Source organism: Candidatus Thiodiazotropha sp. AKAK3 (assembly GCF_058244645.1).
Map to the genome: position 1 here is coordinate 46518 of NZ_JBSYOQ010000052.1, position 25237 is coordinate 71754.

A 25237-nucleotide genomic window follows, 5' to 3' on the forward strand; every position below is an offset into this window, starting at 1 on the left:
TGAACGACATAGGGGGCTTCACGCTGATGCTTGAAAATTATTTACCCATCATGATTTTCCTAATCGTGGCTTTTGTGGTGGGTGGCGTTGTCATCGGAATAGGTTTTCTACTGGGCACGCGTAAACCTGACGACGAAAAGATCTCCCCCTATGAGTGCGGATTCGAGGCCTTCGAGGACTCCCGCATGAAGTTCGACGTTCGGTACTATCTCGTTGCCATCCTGTTCATCATCTTTGATCTTGAAATTGCATTCCTCTTCCCTTGGGCAGTAGTCCTTAGTGAGATCGGTATGGTCGGCTTTCTCGCCATGATGGTGTTTCTCGGTATCCTGGTGATCGGTTTTATCTACGAATGGAAGAAAGGGGCGCTGGAGTGGGAATAGATATGATATTAACCTTTCGGGAGGCAGACAGTGGGTATTGAGGGCATTCTCGAAAAAGGTGTAATCACCACTTCCGCTGATAAATTGATCAACTGGGCAAGAACAGGTTCGATGTGGCCTATGACCTTCGGTCTGGCCTGCTGTGCGGTTGAGATGATGCAGGCAGCGGCATCACGTTACGATATGGACCGCTTCGGTATCGTCTTTCGCCCAAGTCCCCGCCAATCAGATGTGATGATTGTGGCGGGTACCCTGGTGAACAAAATGGCACCGGCTCTACGCAAAGTTTATGACCAGATGGCCGAGCCTCGCTGGGTAATCTCGATGGGTTCCTGTGCTAATGGGGGTGGTTACTACCACTACTCCTATGCAGTGGTCAGGGGCTGCGATCGGGTGGTTCCTGTGGATATTTACGTCCCGGGTTGTCCTCCGACGGCGGAAGCGTTGCTGTATGGCGTGCTTCAGCTTCAGGATAAGATTCGTCGGACCAGTACGATAGCTCGTTGAGGTGGTGTGTAGATCATGAGTAGTGGTTCGCAGAACAGTATGCAAGAGCGATTGGATCAGTTGGCCTCAGCGCTTGATGAGCGCTTTTCCGGGTTAGATTGCCAGCTGCAACGGAGCTGTGGAGAGGTGACTCTGGTAGTCCCTTCGGCCAGGTTAATCGAAGTCGCTGGTATTTTGCGCGATGATGCAGCTTTCGATTTTAAAGAGTTGATTGATGTCTGTGGCGTCGACTACGCTGACTACGGCCAGTCCGAGTGGCAGACAGAAGGGGCGCCCAATACCGGTTTTGGCAGAGGCGTGACCGAAAAGGGTGCGAGTGAAACTGCGGAAAACAGTCGATTTGCTGCGGTCTATCATCTGCTCTCAATAAGCAACAATGTAAGGCTTAGAGTACGGGTTTTTGTAGATACCACCCATCCCATCGTTGCTTCTATGGTACCTGTTTGGGAGGCTGCCAACTGGTTTGAGCGTGAAGCGTTCGATCTCTATGGCATTCTCTTTGATGGCCACCCCGATCTGCGCCGAATATTGACTGACTACGGTTTTATCGGCCATCCGTTCCGCAAGGATTTTCCTTTGATCGGACAGGTCGAGATGCGCTACGACCCGCAACAGGCACGTGTAATCTACGAGCCGGTCTCTATCGATCCACGCACTTTGGTACCCAAGGTCACCCGAGAAGATAACCGTTATCTGAATGAAGATGACGCAACGCAGGATGCTGCCGATGCCTGAAATTCGTAACTACACACTTAATTTCGGCCCCCAGCACCCAGCAGCTCATGGTGTTCTTCGCCTGGTTCTGGAGATGGATGGCGAGGTTATAGAACGGGCGGATCCCCATATAGGTCTGCTGCATCGGGCGACTGAAAAACTAGCCGAGAGCAAACCCTATAACCAGAGCATTCCCTACATGGATCGTCTCGACTACGTGTCGATGATGTGTAATGAACATGGCTATGTACGGGCGATAGAAAAACTGCTCGGTATAGAGGCACCCATTCGGGCTCAGTATGTCCGAACCATGTTCGATGAGATCACCCGTATCCTCAACCACCTGATGTGGCTGGGAACACACGCGCTGGATGTGGGCGCCATGACCGTCTTTCTCTACGCCTTTCGGGAGCGGGAGGATTTGATGGACTGCTACGAAGCGGTTTCTGGCGCGCGGATGCATGCAGCCTACTACCGTCCTGGTGGTGTCTATCGTGATCTGCCGGATAAGATGCCTCAATACCAGGCGAGTCAATGGGTGACAGGAAGGGATGTCTCTGCACGTAACGAGACACGTCAAGGTTCTCTACTCGATTTTATTGAAGATTTCGTAAACCGTTTTCCTGGCCTTGTGGACGAGTACGAGACACTGCTCACCGACAACAGAATCTGGAAACAGCGAACCGTTGGCATCGGTGTGGTCTCGCCAGAACGTGCCCTGCAGCTTGGCTTTACCGGCCCTATGATCAGGGGTTCAGGGATCGCCTGGGATCTGCGTAAGAAGCAGTCCTATGCAGCATACGACAAGGTCGATTTCGATATTCCGATTGGTAAAAACGGCGATTGTTACGATCGATATCTGGTTCGTATCTGTGAACTGCGTGAATCGACTCGCATCATCAAGCAGTGTATTGATTGGTTGAGAGCCAATCCGGGGCCGGTGATGCTTGATGATCATAAGATTTCAGCGCCAAGCCGGGATGAGATGAAGGATGATATGGAAGGATTGATCCATCACTTCAAGCTCTTCACGGAAGGCTATTGCGCCCCTGAGGGAGAGGTCTATGCAGCGGTTGAAGCACCTAAAGGTGAGTTCGGCTGCTACATCGTTTCTGATGGCGCCAACAAACCTTACAGATTAAAGATCAGAGCCCCGGGCTTCTCTCACCTGGCCGCCATGGACGAGATGGTAAAAGGCCATATGCTGGCCGACGTGGTGGCAGTAATTGGCACCATGGACGTGGTATTTGGTGAGATAGACCGTTAGAGCAAAATAGAAATGACAGTAACAGTTAAAGACAAAACGGAACTTTTCTCCCCGGAGATCTGTGCGGAGATTGATCACTGGATCGCCAAGTATCCACCAGAGTGGAAACAGTCTGCGGTAATGGGTGCGTTGATGGTGGTGCAGGACAACAGCGGTGGTTGGTTAACCACTGAACTTATGGATCGGGTTGCCAGTTATCTGGAGATGCCATCTATCGCTGTCTATGAAGTGGCGACTTTCTACTCCATGTACGAATTGAAGCCGGTGGGCAAACACAAGATCTGTGTCTGCACCAACGTCTCATGCATGACCAATAAGTCCGACATGATTGTCGAGCATCTGGAGAAGAAACTGGGGATCACCTTTGGTGAAATCACAGAAGATGGTCGCTACTCCATGAAAGAGGTGGAGTGTCTGGGAGCCTGCGGTGGTGCACCTATGATGCAGATCGGTAAACAGTATTATGAAAACCTCACCCCGGAAATCGTTGATGCGATCCTGGATGGTCTGGAGTAATCGCTATGGTAAATGAAGTCTGTCTGCGAACCCTGGATCTGGAACGCCCATGGCTTATGGAGCAGTATCAAAGTCGCGGTGGCTATGAGGTTCTGAAGAAGGTGCTGAGTACGAAACAGCCACCTGAAGAGATAATCGAAGAGGTTAAAAAGTCCGGGCTGCGAGGTCGCGGCGGGGCTGGTTTCCCGACCGGTCTGAAGTGGAGTTTTATCTCGCGCAATGCGCCGGGTCAGAAATTTGTGGTGTGTAACTCAGATGAAGGAGAGCCAGGCACATTCAAAGACCGGGATATTCTCCGTTATAACCCCCATCAACTGATAGAAGGGATGATTCTTGCGGGTTACGCGATTGGAGCGACCCGGGGCTACAATTACATACGTGGTGAGTTCTGGGAACCCTACGAGCGTTTCGAGCAGGCACTGCAAGAGGCCCGCGAGGCAGGTTTCCTGGGAGAGAATCTACTGGGTTCCGGTTTTGATTTTGAGCTCCATACCCATCTTGGCGGTGGTGCATACATTTGTGGTGAAGAGACCGCCTTGCTTGAATCCATTGAGGGCAAGAAGGGACAGCCTCGCTATAAACCCCCGTTTCCAGCTCATTTCGGTCTCTATGGCAGACCGACCATTATCAACAACACCGAGAGCCTTGCCTCGATACCGATGATTCTGGAGAAGGGCGGTGAATGGTTTGCAGATATCGGTGTGAAAAACAGTGGTGGTTCCAAACTGTTTTCAATTTCAGGCAATATCAATAACCCAGGTGTCTTCGAGATTCCCATGGGTACACCATTCTCCCAACTGCTGGAGATGGCTGGTGGTATGAAGGATGGGCGCAAGATAAAAGCGGTGATACCTGGAGGATCATCGGCTCCAGTCATACCTGGGGATCAGATGATGGATCTCAATATGGATTACGACTCCATTGCTGGTGCCGGCTCCATGCTGGGCTCCGGGGCCGTGATCGTGTTGGATGATACCAATTGCATGGTCAAGACCCTTGAACGTATGTCCTATTTCTATCACGAAGAGTCCTGCGGTCAGTGTACGCCCTGCCGTGAGGGTACAGGTTGGCTCTATCGGATAGTACATCGCATCGAAACAGGGCAGGGGCGCCAGGAAGACCTGGATCTGCTGGATGATGTCGCCGATAAGATCAGCGGTAAAACCATCTGTGCCTTGGGAGATGCCGCCGCGATGCCGGTAATGGGCATGTTGCGTCACTATCGGGATGAATTCCAATATCACATCGACCATAAGCGCTGTATGGTCGGGGTTGGCTGAGGTCGCAGAAACCACGATGACAGATACGTTAGTCACCATCGAAGTAAACGGGCAGGAGCTGCAGGCACAAGCCGGCGCCATGCTCATCGAAGTCACGGATGCGGCAGGTATCAATATTCCCCGCTTCTGTTATCACAAGAAACTTTCAGTCGCAGCGAACTGCCGCATGTGTCTGGTTGAAGTGGAGAAGGTGCCGAAACCTTTGCCTGCCTGTGCTACACCGGTGTCGGATGGCATGAAGGTCTACACCCGCTCGCCCAAGGCACTGGCTGCACAGAAGGGAACAATGGAGTTTCTGCTGATCAACCATCCACTGGATTGTCCGATCTGCGATCAGGGCGGTGAGTGTGAACTGCAGGATGTTGCCATCGGTTATGGTCGAGATGTTTCCCGTTACAGTGAAGGTAAGCGGGTGGTGGCGGATAAGAATATCGGACCGCTGATCGCTACCGATATGACCCGTTGCATACACTGTACCCGTTGTGTGCGTTTTGGCGAAGAGATTGCCGGAATACGTGAAATGGGCGCTACCGGTCGTGGCGAACATATGGTGATCGGTACCTACATAGAAAAGAGCGTTGATTCCGAACTATCAGCAAACATTATCGATCTCTGTCCAGTGGGCGCACTGACTTCCAAGCCCTTCCGTTTCAACGCCCGTGCCTGGGAACTGACACAGGTAGAGGCGGTGGCAACACATGACAGTCTTGGTTCCAATCTCAATCTGCATCTCCGTGGCAACAAGGTGATGCGTGTACATCCCAAGGATAATGAGTCGATCAACGAGACCTGGATCTCCGATCGAGACCGTTTCAGTTATCAGGGGCTCTATAGCGACGACCGTCTAACCTCACCGATGGTAAAGAAGGGTGGGGTTTGGAAAGAGGTCAGCTGGGAAATGGCCCTGGAGATGGCAGCGGCGAATCTCAATGAGATCAATGAGGGTGACCAGGTCGGTGCGATTGTGTCACCCAGTTCCACCCTCGAAGAGCTCTATTTGGCTCAGAAGCTGATGAGTGGCATGGGCAGCAACAATATTGACAGCCGCTTGCGTCAGGGTGATTTCAGACTTGATGAGACCCAGCAGAATGTACATTGGCTGGGCACCTCACTCAGTGAAGTGGACAATTTACAGGCAGTGCTTGTGGTGGGTGGGAATTTACGTAAAGAACAGCCCATTCTGGCGCATCGTTTACGTAAAGCAGCTTTGGCTGGAGCCAGCCTCCACTACCTCAATCCGATACAACTGGATCTCAGCCATAGTGGAGCGCAGTCAGTTTGCAGCCCAAGTGAAATGGTCAGCTATCTGGCTGCTGTAGCGAAGGCAGCAGGGGTTAAGTCCAAAGGCGCAGTTGCGGATGGTTCAAAAGTAGATGATTTTGCCAAACAGGCGGCAGCTCAACTCAAATCGGCGGATAGTGCGCTGATTATGTTGGGCGCTCTTGCTCAGTCCCATCCCGACTATGCACTGCTCTATTCGATTGCCGCAGATCTGGCCAAAGCAACAGACTCAAAGCTCTCAATTCTACCCGCTGCAGCAAACTCCGTTGGTGCACAACTTGCAGGCGCCGTTCCTCATCTTCAGACTGGCGGCAAAGCATCGGATAGCAAAGGCCTGGATGCATTAAGCATGCTCAAGTCACCACGCAAAGGCTATCTACTGATGGGTGTGGAACCCGCTCGGGATTTCTGGAATGGGGCGCTCTCCATGAGTGCCTTGCAGAGTGCCGATATGGTTGTTGCTATCAGCGCCTTCCGCAGCCCTGAATTGGAAGAGTGTGCTGATATTCTGCTGCCTATGGCGATCTTTAGTGAGACCTCTGGCACTTATGTCAATGCTGAGGGGCGTTGGCAACGGAACCGGGGTGCAGTCAGACCCCATGGGGAGAGCCGTCCAGGTTGGAAGATTTTGCGGGTATTGGGCAATCTGATGGATCAATCAGGTTTTGAATACACCGATTCTCAACAGATTCATGATGAAATCCACGACATGTGCGAAGCGGCACAACTCGATAATCATCAACAACAACCAAAAAAACTGGAACAGCAATTAAGTGCCAGCACGTTGTTACGAGGAGGGGATACACCGCTATACGCCTGTGATCCTCTGGTTCGTCGCGCCACAGCTCTACAACAGACCCAGGATGCGGGATCTGATGCGATTCGTCTGCATCCAGATGAAGCGGTTCGTCTCGGTCTCGAAGGTGCGGATAAGGCAATGGTAAAACAGAACGGCAACCAGGTTGATCTGCCCCTGCAGTTGGATGAGCGCATTCCAAAGGGATGTGTCTGGATATCTACCGGCTTGGCACTTTCATCGACGCTGGGACAACCGTTTGGCGAAGTGACCGTGGAGAAGGCATAACCGATGGAATTCCTTATCAGCCTCTGGGAAGCGCTTCCCTCTGAACTTCAATATCTGATCTGGACCATGATCAAGATCGTCACAATCATGTTGCCGTTGATGCTGCTGGTGGCTTACTACACCTACGCAGAGCGTAAGATCATCGGTTATATGCAGGTGCGCGTCGGACCCAACCGGGTTGGGCCCAAGGGGTGGTTACAGCCTATCGCGGATGCGCTGAAGTTGATGTTCAAAGAGATTATTATCCCTGCGAACGCCAACAAATTTCTGTTTCTGATGGCCCCTGCGCTGACCCTTGGTCCGGCACTGGCTGCATGGGCGGTTTTTCCTTTCGATGAGACCCTGGTGCTGGCGGATATCAATGCCGGTCTGCTCTATATTCTGGCCCTCACCTCAGTCGGCGTCTATGGTGTGATCATCGGCGGCTGGGCCTCGAATTCAAAATACGCCTTTCTTGGGGCAATGCGATCTGCAGCTCAGATCGTTGCCTACGAAATCGCCATGGGATTTGCTTTGGTCGGTGTTCTGGTTGCTGCTGGCAGTCTCAATCTGGGAGAGATCATCAAGGCTCAGGAAGGGGGGCTCTTCTCCTGGTTCTGGTTACCGCTACTGCCGCTGTTCGGTGTCTACTTGATCTCCGGTGTGGCAGAGACCAATCGTGCCCCGTTTGATGTGGCTGAGGGTGAGTCGGAGATCGTAGCCGGTTTCCATGTCGATTACTCCGGCATGGCCTTCGCGGTCTACTTCCTGGCTGAGTATGCCAACATGATTCTGATTGCGGCTTTGACCGCAGTGATGTTTTTCGGTGGCTGGCTCTCCCCATTTCAGGGTTGGCCGGTGCTCGGGCCTCTGTTTGATTGGGTGCCAGGTTTCTTCTGGCTGGTGATCAAGACCGGCTTCTTTATGTTTCTGTTTCTCTGGCTGCGCGCCACCTTTCCTCGTTACCGCTATGACCAGATCATGCGGCTTGGTTGGAAGGTCTTCATTCCAATTACCATAGTCTGGATTGTGGTAGTCGGTCTGGCTGTGGTCTATCAACTACCCTGGTGGTTTGACTGAGGTCTTCTATGAAAGCGTTTACAAACTATTTCAAGAGCCTTTTCCTGCTGGAGCTGTTTCGTGGGCTGAGTGTGACGGGACGTTATCTGTTCCGCAAAAAGTTCACGGTGATGTACCCGGAAGAGAAGGCCCCGGTGTCGCCCCGGTTCAGAGGATTGCATGCCCTGCGTCGCTACCCTAACGGAGAAGAGCGCTGCATTGCCTGCAAGCTTTGTGAGGCAACCTGTCCCGCTTTGGCGATTACCATCGAAGCGGAACCACGGGATGATGGCTCACGCCGGACCACCCGTTACGACATCGACCTGTTCAAGTGCATCTATTGCGGATATTGCCAGGAGGCTTGCCCGGTGGATGCCATTGTAGAGACGCGAATCTACGAATATCACTTTGAAAATCGCGGTGAAAATATCATGACCAAGGAGAAGCTGCTGGCAGTAGGCGATAAGTGTGAAACGCAACTGGCTGCAGATATTCAAGCTCAGGCGAATGTTCGCTGATGCTGGGGAAACCTTGGAAATAACTGGAATCCGTATATGACACTCGAAAAGCTGATTTTTTATGTACTGGCCGCAGTGGTATTGACTGCAGCAGTCATGGTGGTGACCCGGCGTAATCCGGTACATTCTGCGCTGTTCCTGATTCTCGCCTTTTTCGCCAGTAGTGGTATCTGGATGTTGGCTGAAGCGGAGTTCCTCGCCATCGTTCTGGTACTGGTCTATGTCGGTGCAGTCATGGTGCTGTTCCTGTTTGTATTGATGATGCTGGATATCGATATTGCTGTGCTACGGGCCGGATTTATAAAAATGTTACCCCTGGGATTGATCATGGCGATTGCCATGGCAGCAGAGCTGATACTGATCGTCGGGCCGGGCAACTTTGGTCTTGAAAAATATGCAGCGCCAGTGAGACATGCAGCGGATTACAATAATACAGAAGAGCTGGGTAACGTGCTCTACACCGTATATATGTACCCCTTCGAGATCGCAGCAGTAATCTTGCTGGTGGCAATTATTGCAGCGATCGGGCTGACGATGCGCAGACGGCCGGATACCAAGTATCTCGATCCAGCGAGCCAGGTTCTGGTGAAGCGGGATGACCGGGTGCGTATGGTCTCGATGGACGCGGAAAAAGGATAACCAAATGATTGCACTTTCAGATTACCTGATCCTTGGCGCCATCCTGTTTGCAATCAGTGTGGCGGGGATTTTCATCAACCGCAAGAATGTCATTGTGCTGTTGATGTGTGTTGAATTAATGCTGCTGGCGGTGAATATCAACTTTGTCGCCTTTTCCCATTTTCTGGGGGATACAGCAGGGCAGGTTTTTGTATTTTTTATCCTTACAGTAGCAGCGGCAGAGGCGGCCATCGGTCTGGCCATACTGGTGGTGCTGTTCCGTAGTAAGCAGAGCATCAATGTCGAGGATATGGATGCACTGAAGGGTTAGTTTTCAGTTCGCGAATGTCCGCTGGCCAACACAATGGGTTTGTGCCTTCAGCGGATCGTTTCCGGAGTGGTTGAAGAACAAAATTGAACATTGGGTACAGTAAGTCGGTTACTGAGAGATCAGACGCAGAAATAGGTTTGCGTACTGCACTACTCATCAACAGACCAAACTAGAAGAAACGGTTTATGGAAAATATCTATCTGACAATCGTATTAGCACCTCTGGTAGGTGCGATATTAGCCGGTTTCTTTGGCAGCATGCTTGGGCGTAAAGGTGCGCACTGGGTCACTAGTACCGGGGTTGGAGTCTCGGCGTTGCTCTCCCTCTATGTGCTGAAGAGCTTCATTTACGACGACCTGGAAGTCTTCAATGGCACCGTCTATACCTGGATGGTGAGTGACGGCCTTAACATGGAGGTGGGTTTTCTGGTGGATCACCTCACTGCGGTGATGATCAGTGTGGTCACCTTTGTCTCTTTCTGTGTACATATCTACACCATCGGCTATATGGCGGATGATGAGCATAACTGGCCCAAGACCAGCCTGGCCGGACGTAACAGTTATCAGCGTTTCTTCAGTTATATCTCCCTGTTTACCTTTTCAATGTTGATGTTGGTCATGGCCAACAACTTCATGCAGCTCTTCTTCGGATGGGAAGCCGTGGGTCTGGTCTCCTATCTGCTGATCGGTTTCTGGTCGGTCAGGCCTACCGCAATCTTCGCCAACCTGAAGGCCTTCCTGGTCAACCGGGTAGGTGACTTTGGCTTTATCCTGGGTATTGCTGCGATTGCCATGTACACCAACAGCCTCGACTATGCCGAAGTGTTCGCCAAGGCTCCGGGACTTGCCGACACCCAGATTCAGATCTGGGGCGATAGCAGTTGGTCGCTGATGACCGTGATCGGTATTCTGCTGTTTATTGGCGCCATGGGTAAGTCGGCTCAGGTGCCGCTGCATGTCTGGCTGCCGGACTCGATGGAAGGCCCGACTCCAATCTCAGCCCTGATCCATGCAGCGACCATGGTAACCGCCGGTATCTTCATGGTGGCCCGTATGTCACCCCTCTATGAACTCTCTGAAACCGCACTCAGCTTTGTCTTGATCATCGGTGCAACGACAGCTTTCTTCACCGGCCTGATCGGCATCGTGCAGAACGATATCAAACGGGTGGTAGCCTATTCGACCCTCTCCCAACTTGGTTACATGATGGTCGCCCTGGGCGTTTCGGCTTATGCCGCTGGTATCTTCCATCTGATGACTCACGCCTTCTTCAAAGCGCTGCTGTTCCTCGCTGCTGGTTCTGTGATCATCGGTATGCACCATGATCAGGATATCCGTAACATGGGTGGACTGCGTAAATATATGCCCATTACTTACTGGACCTCACTAGTTGGCTCACTGGCGCTGATTGGATTCCCCTTCTTCTCCGGCTTCTTCTCCAAGGATGCGATAATCGAAGCGGTACACCACTCGTCGATTGCCGGTTCCGGTTATGCCTATGCCATGGTGGTTGGCGGAGTTTTTGTCACTGCCCTCTACAGTTTTCGTATGTTCTTCCTGGTCTTTCATGGCGAAGGCCCAAGGGATGAGCACGCCAAGGAGCATCTGCACGAATCACCCAAGGTGGTCACAATACCTCTGGTGCTGTTGGCCATACCTTCAGTATTTCTTGGCTATTTCACCATCAGCCCAATGCTCTTCGGTGACTGGTTCAAGGATGCACTCTATGTACTGCCAGAACACGATACCCTGGCGGTGATCGGGAAAGATTTTCATGGTGCATTCGGTTTTGTGATTCATGGTATGCAGGGATGGCCTTTTATCCTGGCGATGAGTGGCCTGGCAGTGGCCTTCTACTTGTACATGATCAATCCCTCTCTGGCCGAGAAGATCAAAACCATCTTTGCACCCATCCACAAGATGCTGGATAAAAAATATTGGTTCGATGAGGTCTATCAGATCGTGTTCGCTGCCGGCAGCCGGGGACTGGGTAAGATCCTCTGGTTAGTTGGTGACCGCGGCCTGATCGACGGTCTGGCAGTGAATGGTTCGGCTTACTCCGTGGGTTGGCTGGCATCTGTCGTACGTCATGTACAGACCGGCTACCTCTATCACTACGCTATTGCCATGATTCTAGGTCTGCTATTGCTGCTGACCTGGTTTGTTTTTGTTTAAAGGACGTTGAGCATGATTGCCGATTGGCCCATCCTAAGTCTTACGGTCTGGCTGCCTATAGTAGGTGGCTTTATGGTACTCGCCAGTGGCGACCGGGAGGCGAATGCCACCAAGTGGACCGCATTGACCATTGCCATTTTGACCTTCATTGTCAGTCTGCCTCTCTGGTTTGCTTTTGATAGCACCACTGCTGATATGCAGTTTGTTGAACGTGTGCCCTGGATACCTGGTTTCAATATCGAGTACTACATGGGTGTTGATGGCATCTCCATGCCGTTGATCGTTCTCACTACCTTTATCACCCCACTGGTGGTGATTGCCGGCTGGGAAGTGATTCAATACCGTCCCTCTCAGTACATGGCCGCCTTCCTGATTATGGAAGGGGTGATGGTCGGTGTCTTCTCCGCCCTTGATGCGATGCTCTTCTATGTCTTTTGGGAAGCGATGCTGATTCCGATGTTCCTGATCATTGGTGTCTGGGGTGGACCAAACCGGGTCTACGCTACCATCAAGTTTTTCCTATACACATTCTTCGGCTCTGTATTCATGTTGGTCGCTCTGATCTATATGTACTTCCAGTCGGGCAGTTTCGACATTCTGGGTTTCCACACTCTAAAGCTGGGTCTGACCGAGCAGATTCTGATCTTTGTCGCTTTTCTGATGGCGTTTGCAGTCAAGGTACCCATGTGGCCTGTTCATACCTGGTTGCCTGATGCCCATGTAGAGGCGCCAACTGGGGGTTCAGTAATCCTGGCGGCGATCATGCTGAAGATTGGTGGTTACGGTTTTCTCCGTTTCAGTCTACCGATTACCCCTGATGCCAGCCATTCCCTGGATTGGTTGATTATCAGCATGTCCCTCATTGCGGTGGTCTACATTGGCTTTGTGGCGTTGATCCAGCAGGATATGAAGAAGCTGATTGCTTACTCTTCCATCGCCCATATGGGCTTTGTCACCCTTGGTTTCTTCATCGTCTTTATGATCACTCAGAATAATGAAGGCAGTGGTGCAGTATTGGGTATCGAGGGAGGTATGGTGCAGATGGTCTCCCATGGCTTCATCTCTGCCGCCATGTTCCTCTGTGTCGGAGTACTCTACGACCGCTTGCACAGTCGGGAGATCAACGACTATGGTGGGGTAGTACACACCATGCCGATATTCGCCGGTTTCATGGTCTTTTTCGCCATGGCCAATGCAGGGCTACCAGGTACTTCCGGTTTCGTCGGCGAGTTTATGGTGATTCTGGCCAGTTTCCGTGCAGACTTCTGGTATGCCTTCCTTGCAGCGACAACGCTGATTATAGGTGCAGCTTATACCCTATGGATGGTCAAGCGGGTGGTCTTTGGTGATGTAGCCTCAGAGGGCGTGGCATCACTACAAGATATGAACAGACGTGAATTCATTGTGTTGGGCACCCTGGCAGTGGCTGTGCTGCTGTTGGGCTTATGGCCAGCACCCCTGGTTGAAGTGATGGATGCTTCTGTCAACAACCTGATTCAGCATATTGCTGTTTCCAAGTTATAACCTGACGGAGCCCGACTCGGTAGCGAAATCATGCAATTTGATGCAACACAACTGATACCGGTATTACCGGAAATATCCTTGCTGACCCTGGCCTGTCTGGTGCTCGTGGTTGACCTCTTTCTGCGGCAAGAGCAGCGTATCATCAGCTACATCATCAGCCAGATTGGTCTACTGGTTATCGTGGCCATCACCCTGGCGGTTGCCAGTCCAGTGACTCAGATCGTCTTCGATGGCAGCTATATTCGCGACCCGATGAGCGATGTGCTGAAAGTGGGCATCTATTTGGTGACCTTTATGACATTTCTCTACGCCAAGGACTATCTGCGCGAACGAGACCTGTTTAAAGGAGAGTTCTACACCCTGGGTCTGTTCGCTGTTCTGGGGATGAGCATCATGACCTCCGCCAACAGCTTTCTCACCATCTATCTTGGCTTGGAACTACTTGCACTCTGCCTCTATGCTCTGGTGGCGTTCAATCGGGATTCTGCCCATGGTGCCGAGGCAGCGATGAAATATTTCGTTCTGGGTGCCCTGGCCTCGGGAATGCTGCTCTACGGTATCTCGATGATCTATGGCGCCACCGGCACACTCCAATTCGATGAGTTGGCCAAAGTGGTCGACAAAGGCGATATGAACCAGATCGTGATGATCTTCGGTATCGTTTTTCTGGTCATCGGGCTCTCCTTCAAGCTGGGCGCAGTTCCCTTCCATATGTGGGTACCAGATGTCTATCACGGTGCGCCGACTGCAGTGGTCGCCTTTCTCGGCAGCGCACCCAAAATTGCTGCGTTTGCCCTCGCAATGCGTCTGCTTGTAGATGGCCTGGCCGACTTGAATGGTGGTTGGGAGGGGTGGCAAGGGATGCTGATCATTCTCGCCGTACTCTCAATGGGTGTTGGTAACCTGGTTGCCATTGCACAGAGCAACATCAAACGAATGCTTGCCTACTCCACCATCTCTCATGTCGGTTTTATCATGCTCGGCATATTGGCGGGGACTAACGAAGGTTATACCGCAGCAATGTTCTACACCCTGGTCTATGCGCTGATGTCTGCCGGTGCTTTCGGCATTATCATAGCCCTTAGCCGCAAGGGATTCGAAGCCGATAACATTGATGATTTGAAAGGCCTGAATCAGCGCAATCCCTGGTTTGCCGGCATGATGCTGCTGCTTATGTTCTCCATGGCAGGCGTGCCGCCCACGGTGGGATTCTTTGCCAAGCTGTTTGTGCTTGATGCAGTGGTCTCCGTGGATCTGACCTGGCTGGCCCTGGTCGGTGTTGCCTTCTCAATTATCGGTGCCTTCTACTACATCCGCATCGTCAAACTGATCTATTTTGATCAGCCAGTTGATGAAACCCCACTCTCAATAGGGGTGGATACCCAGGTTATGCTCTCCATAAATGGCCTATCCATGTTGGTTCTAGGCCTATTTCCAGCCGGACTGCTGACAATTTGCGCCAATGCCATAGGCGGCTAAGCCCGCCTCCCTGGTCTGTGTAGCCTGGATGAAGCGAAGCGGAATCCGGGATAGGTAACCCCAATACACAGCGACTGTGCTATCCCTTTCACACCCAGCCAGCAAGCCTCTGCCTCGTGGGAACATCGGAGCATCGGAGGGACAACCGCACCATCTTCCCGGATTCCGTTGCACTCCATCCAGGCTACATTGTTAAGCGGTCTGTGTAGCCTGGATGGAGCGAAGCGGAATCCGGGATAGGTAACCCCAATACACAGCGACTGTGCTATCACTTTCACACCCAGCCTACAAGCCTCTCCCTCGTGGGAGCACCGGGGGTACAACCGCACCATCTTCCCGGATTCCGTTGCACTCCATCCAGGCTACATTGCTGTTGACAATCTGCGCCAATGCAATTGATGGACGAATCTCATTCCAGCTGTTTTTTTGTAATAGAACGGGTCTGTTTTTTATTTAAAAACGAATTAAATGTTTTACCTTAAATATATTCTGTAAAGGGGTTGTCATCTAAGCCCATCACAGGTAGTATGCCCCTCCTTGATGCGGGGTGGAGCAGTCTGGTAGCTCGTCGGGCTCATAACCCGAAGGTCGTTGGTTCAAATCCAGCCCCCGCTACCAATCAAAATATTAAAGCCAGGTACTTACGAGTCCCTGGCTTTTTTATTTCTGTCGATCTCTTGCCAGTAGCCAAGCTTACCAATCGGGAAAACCCTCGAACCTAGAAAACTTGCCCAGGTATACAGCAAAACAAGCTCTACCCATGGGTATCCTTATCGGATATCTCGCAATACTTCAGGTAGTGCCCACTAGCCTCGCGATGGGCTTATTTTGTGTTATCAATTGCAAAATCTTCATGAAGCTTGCTCCAATGGGCTTTTAAACCATCTTTATGGGCATCCTCCATCGGTAGTGCTTTGAGTGTTTCAGGCCAAAGTTCCCTTGCCTTATTCAGCGTGTCATCCAAGTGTGGCTTTATTACCCGCCATGGAATGCCTGATTTATCTGCCCACATCTGGAAGTGCGCCATTGATACGACATACCATTCCTTTGTTTTACTGAGATTGAGCGCATACTGGGTTTCATTTTCGATATAGACGTTGGTTGTCACGATATCGTAAGCAGGAGAAAGCCGTGGCGTAATCTTATCGGCGTAAAGAAAGCTCCAGTTCTTTAGATGTGCATCGCCATTCGCCAGCAGAATATTCACCAGTAACCGCCTTGCGAACTGTTGCGCATCGGCCAGCCCGTCGCCAGAAAAGTGATAAATGACTTTGCCGATATTCTCGTAATTAGCGGAAGTGTATTTTTCGTGCGGGTACTTCACCAGAATTTGAGCAAAGTCTTCCATGTGAATACGTTGATCGTCTTCACGATCAAATCGCTTGATGGCAAAGGCTTGCTTTTCATCGGGTAAGTTAATTTGTGGCAGGTTATCGAGCTTATCCAGCTCAACAAGTTTGATCTCAGGAATATCAACACCAACCATCCCCGCCAGCGACATGGCAGTGTATTCGTTCAGTGGTACAAATTTGTGTTTGGTTGATGGCGTTTTAATAATCCAGTCACCCAGCACATCACCTTTGGATAAGTTATAGCGCCCATCCTTTTCCTTCATGGAAAACTTCATTTGCACACCAGCCAAGGAAAACCTGTTTTCTTGAGTGACTTTATCGAATTTTACGGCCTTGGCTTTTCCGTGCGTGTTTAGCACAGAATCTGGAATATCTTTAGGATCCATAGGCGTGGCTTCGATTGCCCCGGGCAAATCTTCGCCAAGATACGAGAGAAGGTGAAATTCGTTATCAACGTGCACCTTCAGGCCTTGTGCGATCAGCTCACGTAATGATCCCTCTGGCAACAAGTTTGAAAGCACTGGAAACAGCCGTTGATTCCGTGCCCATGGTTCAGCCATGAGCTTGGCTGCATTCGGGAACGAGGGGTGAGTAATCAGGCTGAATGTCGGGCGATCAGGATCGTTCTTAAATGAGTCTGCAATGCTCAATACATTGCGGCCATTTTTAAACCCTGCGAGATAACCGATCAGCACGCCATGAATTGAGAGCTGTAGAACATTTACTTCATCATTGCTATCTGTGCTCATTCATTTTCTTCCAGCAACCCCTGCCATGGATCATCGGCCAGTGGGTTACTTTGTTCTTTTCCCGTCTGGCTTGGCTTGGTTGGTGCCCCAGTTGATGGCAGGTTATCGTCGGACAGCACCGCCAGCACAGCATTCAATTTTTCCTGAGGTATCAGCAGTAATTCACTTTTAAGCCCCTTGGCAACAAGTTCAAGGGTATCAAGGCGTGGGTTGCCTTTGGATTCCAAACGCTGATATTGCTGACGCGATATACCAACGCGCAGCATCATATCGTGCTGCTTGAGTTCCAATGCGATACGGCGTTTTTTGATCTGTTCGAGTAGTGAATTCATAATGAAACGTATATGTTGCTATTTACCATTAAGAAACATATTAGTTTCTTTATTTGGTATTGGCAATATATAAGTAGCTTTTTGGTGTGGAAAGCGGTTTTATCATTAAAAGAAGCATATATGTCCTTGTGCTCACTGGCGTCCATGTTGCCGCGCAGGTCGTCGCAAGCTCGAAGCAGCAGGCTTTCGAGTTGGGAGAGTGTGAGTTTAGACATGGTTACTGCTTGTTCCTCTTGTTTTCGGTTGGGTTAAAGTCATAACTCACTGACTCCGATAGCCGTCGATAAAGGCATTGAGTCTTGCCTCGTGTTCTTCGAACTGGTTGCTGTTTTCGCAGCTTTCCCTGACCAGTTCCCTCAGGGGGTAATTCGTGATTTCTTCGCTGAATAGCTGTTGAAGATGTGCGTCCGTTTCTGGAGACGCGATAGCACGAACATCACGGCCCAATAAAAAGGCAGAGCCCTGTTCCAGCACCCAGTCATACTCTTCCATCATGTCCTCCATGCCATAGATCTCGTCTTTGGCATCTGGAATCTCCTGGTAGTTGGAGCAGAGGTACAAGAGATCCTTAGCATCATTCGGCCGTTTTTCACGCTCCCGCTCTGTCCAGGAGACCAGTTTCAACAGGGCTAACCCGACTGGGGATACCACTGGAATGACAGTAGCAGGAGAATCATTGATCCTGACTTGCAGCGCATTCTCGTGGGCCTCATTGAAGCCAAGAATGTTCATCACCACATCACCCTTGGGGGGCCAGGCGACGGCCCTACCGTCGTTCGATATCGGGCCGAAGGGGACTAGGTCAATCCAGCCGCCTTGGGCAGTGTTTAGTCTGTGTAAAGTTCTTGTTTCTGAAAAGCCAGCTTGCAATAGTTCGGCCTTCAACGATTCAAAGGCTGCCCAATCAGGTATTTGAATTGCGAAATCGAGGTCCTGGGTTGCACGGCTGATCCTCGCCCCATAGTAGTGATGCAACACCAGGTCCCTACCGGACGCGCCGATGACGAACAGCGGGATAGCCAGGCGCTGAGCTGCGTCCACAACCGACTGAAGAACAGCAAGGGTGTTGGGATCAATTTTGTTGGTTATGTCGAGCGATGTACTCGTCATAAATCATCCCCGCTGCTTCGATATTACGTGGGTCTGCTGTTGCGATTAGATCAGCGTATGCCAGTATTGGCGGTACCAACCCAGGCTTTGCTATGTCCATAAAGGGTAAGGTCGCATCCCGCCAGAATGGCTGGTAGATCTCAACTCTGCCATCTTCGTTAAACATGGCTTCATTAGCTGCCCTCAGCCTTGTTTTGGCTATAAACTTGGCCTTTGCCTCTTTGGGGAGATAAAGCGTGGCGATAGCAGGTTTTAGGTATTGGGTATAGTGCGCTGCAGCTATCTCTCCTCCCCAGTAGCCATGGAACTTCTGTATATCCAACTTCTTCCACCAGTACGGATCATCCGCAATGAAATCGCCAATGTGTACCTTTGGGCGTAGCTTTTCCGGATAAGTCTCTACCCAACGGTCAAGCAGACGCTTGTAATCGGTGAGTTCACGTCCTTTTTTGTTTCCATATTCGAATATATATCGAGCAGCTTTTAATCCCTGGATGACCCAGCCCACTGTTCCTACGGCAACACCTGCCGTTTCAGCTATCTCCCGATAGGGTGCAGCCACTAATTCTGGTCGGCACAGAAAAGCGAATACAACCTTTAAGCCAGTTCGATCAAAGGCGCGATTGGTGTCACCCTTAGGGCCTACCTCCTGCTTCGGTTTTCGTTTCCCTGTCACCAGAACATATACAGGCGGCATATCTATATAGGCATTTCCGACCGTGTCGATGAACTGTATACCCTGTTCACGCAACTTTTCCGCCATTATGGGATTGACATAGTCGGCGACTAATACGCCCCTCATTGGTAAGGCCTGAACCTGATTTATCAGAGCTCCGAGATTGGCCTGTGGCGCCCAGCGCTTGACCTCAGCAGCCAACCGCTCATTTTGGCCTTCAAGCGTCAGTACCGCATCAAGCATGTGCCGGTCCTGTTTTACCTGAAGTTCGTCTATATGCAGTTTTAGGCCAGTTTCTTGTCCGACAGCATAAATCGCTCGGTTTAATATGTTGGTTTCTGCCTGGCTTTTGTCGCGGTTGTACATGATTATTTCTATAAATCAATAATATACAGTTTTAAATAATGAACAGGAAGTCAATGAAACTAACATACGTACATAATTATAGATTGTACATTATTAATGTACAAGCGATTATTGTGAACGAGTATAGGAAGAATAAACACCCTCTTTCCTCAAGTTCAGCCGTTGTTGACCGCGAATGACGCGCAGTTTAGCCGGTCAGTGGCCCTGAATCCGGCTCGGATTACCACTGAGTCCAGCGAAAGTTCACCTGTTTTCCCCAGCAATCGGTGTTCATCCAGCTATCCGGCATGACCAATCCCTGCCATGGCTGAATTACCGCAGCATCTTGATCGGAACCGTTGGCTTTTGGGATCAGAATAACAGAATAACCGCAATAACCGAGACGCAATAACCGATAACCGAGACATCCATTCTTAGCCGCGCCTGGAACCTCATCACAAGCAAATACTGGCATATATAGAAAAGCATGGCAGTATCAGGCAACGCGAATACGGCAACATATCTTCTCGCAGTCTAGCTTCCAGGAAGCTGGATTTTGATAAGCTGGTTAAGCTAAACCTTATAAAGGCGGAAGGCACGGGACGTGGAACGTATTATGTGCTTTCCACCAGTTATGCGGGCGCCCGACCCAGAGAAGATTCGTGATCTGATACTGCATCCCTATATTGTGCGTTATACCGTGCTATCAGACTCACTACTGATTCTTCGGATCTGGCATCACAAGGTAGAGCGGGAAGATGAGTCAACAACCTGAGTCCGAACCAGATTGGCTGATGATATCAGCCCTTCAGTACTACGCCTACTGTCCGCGCCAGTTTGCGCTGATCCACATCGAACAGGCGTGGGCCGAGAACCAGTTTACCGCTCATGGCAGGTTGCTGCATGAGCGGGTCGATAGCTATGAATCGGAGCAGAGGGGCGATGTGAGTTATGAACGCAGTATCTCTGCGCTCAAGCTCTCTGTCTGGAGGAGATGCGGGAGATCCGTATCGATAGTGGCGCTTTGTGGTAATGGCAGATGAGGAAACGGGTAGCCGTCCCATTCGATGAGGTCTTGCGCGCAGCTACGCAGCAGACCGTCGAGGCGGCGCGTGCCCTGATGGCATCGGGTAAAACCCTAATACTAAGGAGTAGGGCTAGATCCCTATGTGGGTTTTCTGCATCAGGATAGCCCCGGGCGCCTCAGTCTCGCGTTGGATCTGCTGGAGGAGTTTCGCGCTCCCTGGGCAGATCGATTCGTTATTACTCTGATCAACCGTGAACAGATTGCTGTTCAACCCCGACCAACCCTAACGTGGATTGGATGCGCGCCAACCTCATCGCGATTGGATGGTGAACAGGACATCAACCACCCTGGACCTCTGTGTACCCACCTTTCTTTTCTTATGTGTACGGAAATGTGCTGTATAAAGATTTGAATCGCTGCTTATGTTGCATAAGCACATTGTATTGAATGAAAGGTGGTGGATATGACTACATCACGTATAGACATGCGCATTGACGATGAGATCAAGGCGGCGGCGGAGAAGGCAGCGGCGCTTTTAGGTACCAAAAGCCTGACGGAATATATCGTGCGTCTGATAGAAAAAGATGCCCGGCGGGTCATTACCTGCCCATGAAAACCGTGGCTGAGCTGTTTTCCTGATATAGCAGGCTGTTTTTTGCACTAAAATTTAGTTTTTGGCGCGCCTAAGGGCTTATTTCCAGAATCCCTTTCCAGGATGGCGCTCCTCAATGCTCAGACGCAGGGAAAATAGCGTGTGAAGCCAGCCCCCGCTACCAATCAAAAAACAAAAAAGCCAATTGCAGTGATTTCCTGCTGCTTTTGCAACCTCTAATATCGTAATCCGTCTATCATCCAGAATTCCTTCTTTGCCATCATTTCGATTATTTTTTTAATAACATCGTTTGCAAGGCAAGAGGATCAACTACCATCTGGAAATATACATTAGCATTAACAGACGCCTTTTTTCGCAAGTCACACGTTGGTTATTCAGTATCATTTCTGTCGACTTCTTCAATATAAAGCCTGGCATTCTCGATAATTCTCTCAACCCTATCGATTGGGATAGGGCGATTGCCGGATGGCGCCATAATCCTGGCTAGCTCTTCTGGTTCGCGCCGAATAAGTTCAGTTGCGTCGACAATATTTGCAGCACCAAGCCGTAACGCAAAGGTCTCTCCTACGCCACTTATCTCATTAACAGGATACCGTTCGGGTTGACGTCCAGTGTTATCAGGTGGATTTTGGAATTGTGCGTTTGAACAGAGCGGATTTATGTTGCAGCGGCAGTGTTCTTCACAGCTCACAATACCGTTAACATCAACAGAGATAATGGCCAAGGGAGCTTGGTGGTGATCGATTCCATGTGGTGTAACGGCAGCCGGTATGCTGAGGCCATCTGGGCCTATCTCACTAGGCCACAAAACATCACCAATTGTTGAGCGAGCCGGGATAAGCCAAAAGTCACCTGTCTGGTATGTACCGCCAGATTCGAAGTAGACCTGCACCCCATCCTCCAGGTCTATCCATTTAGCCGGCTCGAGAGGAATTGCGTCTGATCCCTGATCCCATCTGCGAAGGATCGGATGGGTGGTGCTCTGTTCATCGAAAACGGGTAGAAACGTACCTTCAGGCACCTCAATAGTGACAGTGACCCCGACGCGATCGACAGTCAATACGCGGAAAAGTCCGTAGGAGATTGAGCGCAAGACCGACACGTCATCGACGATCTCTACCCAGTCTCCCTCCTTGATACTGCGCCGATCATCCGGCCCCAACGACTCCAGGGTCAGCATGCTTCCCTGCAGGGACCTTATACCGAATACCACCGAGCCGTTATCACGCGACCATTTATAACTTGCACTCCCACTGGCTGCATTTTCACTTCCATCATCATGGATTTCAACACGATAGAGTTGGTTTTCCGCGCCACGAAAACGCGCTTCCGGCGGTATTATGCAGGGATCGTCAGGGGCTACTTCAACTCGTGCCCTGGCTCTCAGGCAAGGCGCTTCTCTCTCTGGCAGCAGGGAACTTTCAAGTTCAGGACAGCTGATTAAATACAGTAAGTCTTCAGGTATCTCCACAGTTTTTACCTGGCAGATAACCTGGGCACGGCTTGCCGTATCGGGTCCGCCTAATGCCGGTTCGCGAATATGGTTGGCCTGAAGGTGGTTCAAGTGTCGCTCCCAGACATCGAGGTATACAAGATAGGATGTATCCCCGGTCAACCTTGCTTCATCTTCTACAAAAAGCGGAAAATCGGGCTGACTTGTGTATGTTAAGGGTTCAGGACTCTCACCAGCAGGGCAAAAGAAATGGGGTTCGTTCTCACAAAGAATGCCATCCACATAGTAGTGACCATAGGCTATCTCGAAATCGTAGGAGTAGTCGTCACTGCAGCTAATAGAGAACCCATTACCTGGCCCACCGTGATGTCCAATCAGGTCTGAGGCAAGCGTTCTGATGTAGTGCAACAGGATTGAAGTTTGTTCATTCCAGTCGGCATCAATCAGAACACGGCCTTGCTGCATCAGCACGCGGGCGAAGTGATGGCGTTGTTCGAATGTATTGCGGCTGAAGTCGCCTTTCATGGTTCCTTCTCCTAATTTGAAAAGATGATTTCAATGTCCATACCCGCCGGCACAAACTCCTCGAGCCTGGTCTCCAGGTTACTCCTACGCTGAGGTTGGAACAGGTCGTGGAATACGCCCATCTCGGATTCATCGTCCGCGCCCTGGGTGATTTCACTGCAACAGTCGAGCACCAACTGGGCGTAGCCCGGGTTTCCGTAGCGAGTACTTGTAAAACGAGGCTTGACCCGCACGCGGGCTCGTTCGACCAGACTGGCGATGTAATCCTGACCGTCATCCAGCCAGGTGTAGGCAGTGATGGCGGCCCCCACTTCGGGAGGAGCACACTCGCCAATGACCTCGACAGGAACACTAAACACGGCATGCTTGCCTGCCTCCAGGTCTCCCACTAGCCAGATCGGTTGGTCGTTAATTTCTTGGATCTCTCCTTGACTGAACGAGAAATCTTCACCTTGTATACACTCCGCTAACTCATTTGAGGCAAGCACAGGCGGTTCTATAGTGATTTCTATCCCGCTCACGTTTCGGGGGCCGTTGTTATGGATTGTCAGCGTATAGATCACAATATCGTTGATATCGGGAGTCGGATTACTTGTATGGAGCTCCAGTTGCAGGTTGAAGGCACCCTCAGACTCCGCACAGCTGATGGGTGTCACACCCGGATCAGCGTTACCGATTACCACAGGCACGTTTGCGGGTGGGCCTATTGCCTCCTTGGGTATTGCAGCTTTCAGTGCTTGCTCCACCAAGTCGGGCTGGCAACGGTAACGGCGGGGAGTGCGTGAACCGGGCGTGACATAGCAGAAGCGGATACAGCCGCGCTGGCGCCGGGCCACCTTTATCCTGCCTAGGAAGATGCTGTTCTCCGCCAGGTCAATGGCGTGTGTCTCGATGGTGCCAAAGACAGTTGTTCGCTCGATGACCAGAACCGCATGGGCCAGTGGCCAGGTTGGGGCGCCGATGGCCTCCCGTTCCGCACTGGTTGCATCGAGGATGGAGTCGTGGATATGGATATTGATCGGATCGCTGGTCACCTCATCCTGGCTCACCTGAATGGAGCCGAGGATGGTGTGGTCGATAGTGATCTGTGCCTGCGTGTCGATCAGTTGCAGACTCGACTCGGCGGGACGCAGTGGATCACAGTCGGGATCGATGGTCCAGCCCGGCACCAGTGTGCAGTGGCGGAGAGTGACCTCAGCGAGCTCGCCTCGACACAGCACGCTTCGCCCTGCCACCACCAGACCGTCGAGCTTGAAGCGGCTGTCGACAGCCCCGAGTACCGAGAGGGCATCGGGACGCGCTGTGTGCCAGTCCATCAGGCGCAGCAGCGCACGTCTGCCGTTCACGCTGCGGAGTTGGAGGCTCTGTCCCTCATTCAGATCGATATTGATCTGTTCGGTGTAGACACCGCCATCGGTGATCTCCACCACCGCGTGCTCAGGTGCTTCATCGCGCCAGCGTACCAGGGCATCGTTGATTCGCTCAAAGGCTTGATCGCGGCCTACCTGGTAGATGACCGCCCCATCCGGTTGGGTTGGTGAGCGATTGTACTCACCGCCACCCATGTCAGCGCTGAAACCGTAGTGGTAACTTACCCAGACCCCGTTTGTCGGTAGTTGCCGGGGCGGAAAAACAATCCGCCCCAGTTCTGGGTCTATAGCTACCTGATCCTGTTGTGGCCGATAGCGCCAGTGGCTCAGGTCTGCCACCACCAGCGCCTCGCAGGGTATTGGGGTTGAGAGATCCTGACCGTCCCAGCCGTCTGCCCAGATGGTAAAGCTCCCCTCGCTGCCATAATAGTCTTCCAGGTGGTGTCGCAGGGCCTGGCGGCTGATGGGTATGGGTAGGTTCAAAGGTCCGGCAATATGATACGGCGAGGGTTCCGGACTCGGTTTGGTATAGAGAGGGGCATCATTGCCCAGCACACTGAAGGTGTAGCAGTGCGAGCCTAGGTCTTCGTGACAGTAGGCAGGTTCCCAGCTGATGGGGTAGGCCTTCAGGCGCCAGACGAAGAGCCCCACATTGGGGATGTTGTAACGTCCCCGGGTACGGCAGGAACTCAGACTGCGTACATCCACCGTATGGGCGACACTGTCGAATGGCCCATCGATTCGCTCGAGGGCTAGCGGGTCACGCAACTCCACCGATCTCCCGCGATTGAGACGCTGGTGGTTGAGGGGTTGCATCCAGGCCAGCAGTTGGTAGAACTCCACTGCTCGGGCTGGCCAGTCGGCTATATCATGGGCCAGCAGTTCGAGCAGAGCCAGTGTGCCTTTGCGGCGTCGGTTACGGATGGTATTTGCCACTTCACGGCGCGGGATGAGGATCTTGTTCAGGGCTC

At 51.5% G+C, this 25237-nt stretch carries 24 protein-coding genes, 1 tRNA gene and 1 pseudogene; 19 read left to right on the forward strand and 7 right to left on the reverse strand.

What is annotated here, in order from left to right; translation table 11 throughout:
• The first annotated feature begins 26 nt into the window (after nucleotides 1-26).
• The 15 genes from AC4IE7_RS12085 (at nucleotide 27) to AC4IE7_RS12155 (ending at nucleotide 15332) form a co-directional block, all read left to right on the forward strand.
• Entirely contained in the window at nucleotides 27-383 is a 357-nt protein-coding gene (locus tag AC4IE7_RS12085; protein WP_490777103.1) for an NADH-quinone oxidoreductase subunit A, read from the forward strand.
• Nucleotides 384-413: 30 nt separating this feature from the next.
• Nucleotides 414-890, forward strand: a complete 477-nt coding sequence (locus tag AC4IE7_RS12090) for a NuoB/complex I 20 kDa subunit family protein (RefSeq protein ID WP_490777104.1) — start codon at nucleotides 414-416, stop codon at nucleotides 888-890.
• 39 nt (nucleotides 891-929) lie between these two features.
• Nucleotides 930-1625, forward strand: coding sequence for an NADH-quinone oxidoreductase subunit C (locus AC4IE7_RS12095; RefSeq protein WP_490777146.1), 696 nt, complete (start codon nucleotides 930-932; stop codon nucleotides 1623-1625).
• On the forward strand, nucleotides 1618-2871 hold the full coding sequence (locus tag AC4IE7_RS12100; protein WP_490777105.1) for an NADH-quinone oxidoreductase subunit D: 1254 nt from the start codon (nucleotides 1618-1620) through the stop codon (nucleotides 2869-2871). The genes AC4IE7_RS12095 and AC4IE7_RS12100 overlap by 8 nt, the downstream gene beginning before the upstream one ends.
• Before the next feature lie 12 nt (nucleotides 2872-2883).
• Entirely contained in the window at nucleotides 2884-3387 is a 504-nt protein-coding gene (nuoE, locus tag AC4IE7_RS12105) for an NADH-quinone oxidoreductase subunit NuoE (protein ID WP_490777106.1), read from the forward strand.
• Nucleotides 3388-3392: 5 nt separating this feature from the next.
• Nucleotides 3393-4667: an NADH-quinone oxidoreductase subunit NuoF gene (gene nuoF, locus AC4IE7_RS12110; protein WP_490777107.1), complete on the forward strand. Its 1275-nt coding sequence runs from the start codon at nucleotides 3393-3395 to the stop codon at nucleotides 4665-4667.
• 16 nt (nucleotides 4668-4683) lie between these two features.
• On the forward strand, nucleotides 4684-7032 hold the full coding sequence (gene nuoG / locus AC4IE7_RS12115; RefSeq protein ID WP_490777108.1) for an NADH-quinone oxidoreductase subunit NuoG: 2349 nt from the start codon (nucleotides 4684-4686) through the stop codon (nucleotides 7030-7032).
• A 3-nt stretch (nucleotides 7033-7035) separates the two neighbouring features.
• Complete coding sequence (gene nuoH / locus AC4IE7_RS12120) at nucleotides 7036-8091, forward strand: NADH-quinone oxidoreductase subunit NuoH (RefSeq protein ID WP_490777109.1); 1056 nt, start codon at nucleotides 7036-7038, stop codon at nucleotides 8089-8091.
• Nucleotides 8092-8099: 8 nt separating this feature from the next.
• Nucleotides 8100-8588, forward strand: a complete 489-nt coding sequence (gene nuoI, locus AC4IE7_RS12125) for an NADH-quinone oxidoreductase subunit NuoI (protein WP_490777110.1) — start codon at nucleotides 8100-8102, stop codon at nucleotides 8586-8588.
• 36 nt (nucleotides 8589-8624) lie between these two features.
• The gene (locus AC4IE7_RS12130) at nucleotides 8625-9227 is read left to right on the forward strand and encodes an NADH-quinone oxidoreductase subunit J (RefSeq protein WP_490777111.1); all 603 of its coding nucleotides are present in this window, start codon (nucleotides 8625-8627) and stop codon (nucleotides 9225-9227) included.
• Nucleotides 9228-9231: 4 nt separating this feature from the next.
• Complete coding sequence (gene nuoK / locus AC4IE7_RS12135; protein WP_490777112.1) at nucleotides 9232-9537, forward strand: NADH-quinone oxidoreductase subunit NuoK; 306 nt, start codon at nucleotides 9232-9234, stop codon at nucleotides 9535-9537.
• Nucleotides 9538-9722: 185 nt separating this feature from the next.
• Entirely contained in the window at nucleotides 9723-11711 is a 1989-nt protein-coding gene (gene nuoL, locus AC4IE7_RS12140) for an NADH-quinone oxidoreductase subunit L (RefSeq protein WP_490777113.1), read from the forward strand.
• Nucleotides 11712-11723: 12 nt separating this feature from the next.
• Nucleotides 11724-13235, forward strand: a complete 1512-nt coding sequence (locus AC4IE7_RS12145; RefSeq protein WP_490777114.1) for an NADH-quinone oxidoreductase subunit M — start codon at nucleotides 11724-11726, stop codon at nucleotides 13233-13235.
• A gap of 30 nt (nucleotides 13236-13265) precedes the next feature.
• Entirely contained in the window at nucleotides 13266-14714 is a 1449-nt protein-coding gene (gene nuoN, locus AC4IE7_RS12150; protein WP_490777115.1) for an NADH-quinone oxidoreductase subunit NuoN, read from the forward strand.
• A 541-nt stretch (nucleotides 14715-15255) separates the two neighbouring features.
• A tRNA-Met gene (locus AC4IE7_RS12155) sits at nucleotides 15256-15332 on the forward strand.
• A gap of 205 nt (nucleotides 15333-15537) precedes the next feature.
• Here the strand turns inward: AC4IE7_RS12155 and AC4IE7_RS12160 are convergent.
• From AC4IE7_RS12160 to AC4IE7_RS12180, 5 genes are all read right to left on the reverse strand, one after another.
• The gene (locus AC4IE7_RS12160; RefSeq protein ID WP_490777116.1) at nucleotides 15538-16815 is read right to left on the reverse strand and encodes a type II toxin-antitoxin system HipA family toxin; all 1278 of its coding nucleotides are present in this window, start codon (nucleotides 16813-16815) and stop codon (nucleotides 15538-15540) included.
• Complete coding sequence (locus tag AC4IE7_RS12165) at nucleotides 16812-17147, reverse strand: helix-turn-helix domain-containing protein (RefSeq protein ID WP_490777117.1); 336 nt, start codon at nucleotides 17145-17147, stop codon at nucleotides 16812-16814. The genes AC4IE7_RS12160 and AC4IE7_RS12165 overlap by 4 nt, the downstream gene beginning before the upstream one ends.
• A 261-nt stretch (nucleotides 17148-17408) precedes the next feature.
• Nucleotides 17409-18257, reverse strand: coding sequence for a nucleotidyl transferase AbiEii/AbiGii toxin family protein (locus tag AC4IE7_RS12170; RefSeq protein ID WP_490777118.1), 849 nt, complete (start codon nucleotides 18255-18257; stop codon nucleotides 17409-17411).
• Nucleotides 18220-19299: a type IV toxin-antitoxin system AbiEi family antitoxin gene (locus tag AC4IE7_RS12175; RefSeq protein WP_490777119.1), complete on the reverse strand. Its 1080-nt coding sequence runs from the start codon at nucleotides 19297-19299 to the stop codon at nucleotides 18220-18222. The genes AC4IE7_RS12170 and AC4IE7_RS12175 overlap by 38 nt, the downstream gene beginning before the upstream one ends.
• Before the next feature lie 220 nt (nucleotides 19300-19519).
• Nucleotides 19520-19753 (reverse strand): hypothetical protein, encoded by a 234-nt coding sequence (locus AC4IE7_RS12180; protein WP_490777120.1) that lies wholly within the window; start codon nucleotides 19751-19753, stop codon nucleotides 19520-19522.
• A gap of 129 nt (nucleotides 19754-19882) precedes the next feature.
• Here AC4IE7_RS12180 and AC4IE7_RS12185 point away from each other — a divergent pair, with 129 nt between their 5' ends.
• The 4 genes and pseudogenes from AC4IE7_RS12185 to AC4IE7_RS12200 all read left to right on the forward strand — a co-directional run bounded on the left by AC4IE7_RS12185 (nucleotide 19883) and on the right by AC4IE7_RS12200 (nucleotide 20918).
• Nucleotides 19883-20053: a type II toxin-antitoxin system RelE/ParE family toxin gene (locus AC4IE7_RS12185; RefSeq protein WP_490777121.1), complete on the forward strand. Its 171-nt coding sequence runs from the start codon at nucleotides 19883-19885 to the stop codon at nucleotides 20051-20053.
• A gap of 19 nt (nucleotides 20054-20072) precedes the next feature.
• The gene (locus AC4IE7_RS12190) at nucleotides 20073-20321 is read left to right on the forward strand and encodes a CRISPR-associated protein Cas4 (RefSeq protein WP_490777147.1); all 249 of its coding nucleotides are present in this window, start codon (nucleotides 20073-20075) and stop codon (nucleotides 20319-20321) included.
• Nucleotides 20322-20441: 120 nt separating this feature from the next.
• Nucleotides 20442-20717 (forward strand): annotated as a pseudogene (locus tag AC4IE7_RS12195) (CRISPR-associated endonuclease Cas1); the annotation flags it as partial.
• Between the two features lie 51 nt (nucleotides 20718-20768).
• On the forward strand, nucleotides 20769-20918 hold the full coding sequence (locus AC4IE7_RS12200) for a type II toxin -antitoxin system TacA 1-like antitoxin (RefSeq protein WP_490777122.1): 150 nt from the start codon (nucleotides 20769-20771) through the stop codon (nucleotides 20916-20918).
• A gap of 370 nt (nucleotides 20919-21288) precedes the next feature.
• Here AC4IE7_RS12200 and AC4IE7_RS12205 read toward each other — a convergent pair whose 3' ends face one another.
• Both AC4IE7_RS12205 and AC4IE7_RS12210 read right to left on the reverse strand, forming a co-directional pair.
• The gene (locus AC4IE7_RS12205) at nucleotides 21289-22896 is read right to left on the reverse strand and encodes a DUF6519 domain-containing protein (protein ID WP_490777123.1); all 1608 of its coding nucleotides are present in this window, start codon (nucleotides 22894-22896) and stop codon (nucleotides 21289-21291) included.
• Between the two features lie 11 nt (nucleotides 22897-22907).
• The gene (locus AC4IE7_RS12210) at nucleotides 22908-25202 is read right to left on the reverse strand and encodes a hypothetical protein (protein ID WP_490777124.1); all 2295 of its coding nucleotides are present in this window, start codon (nucleotides 25200-25202) and stop codon (nucleotides 22908-22910) included.
• Between the last annotated feature and the right edge of the window lie 35 nt (nucleotides 25203-25237).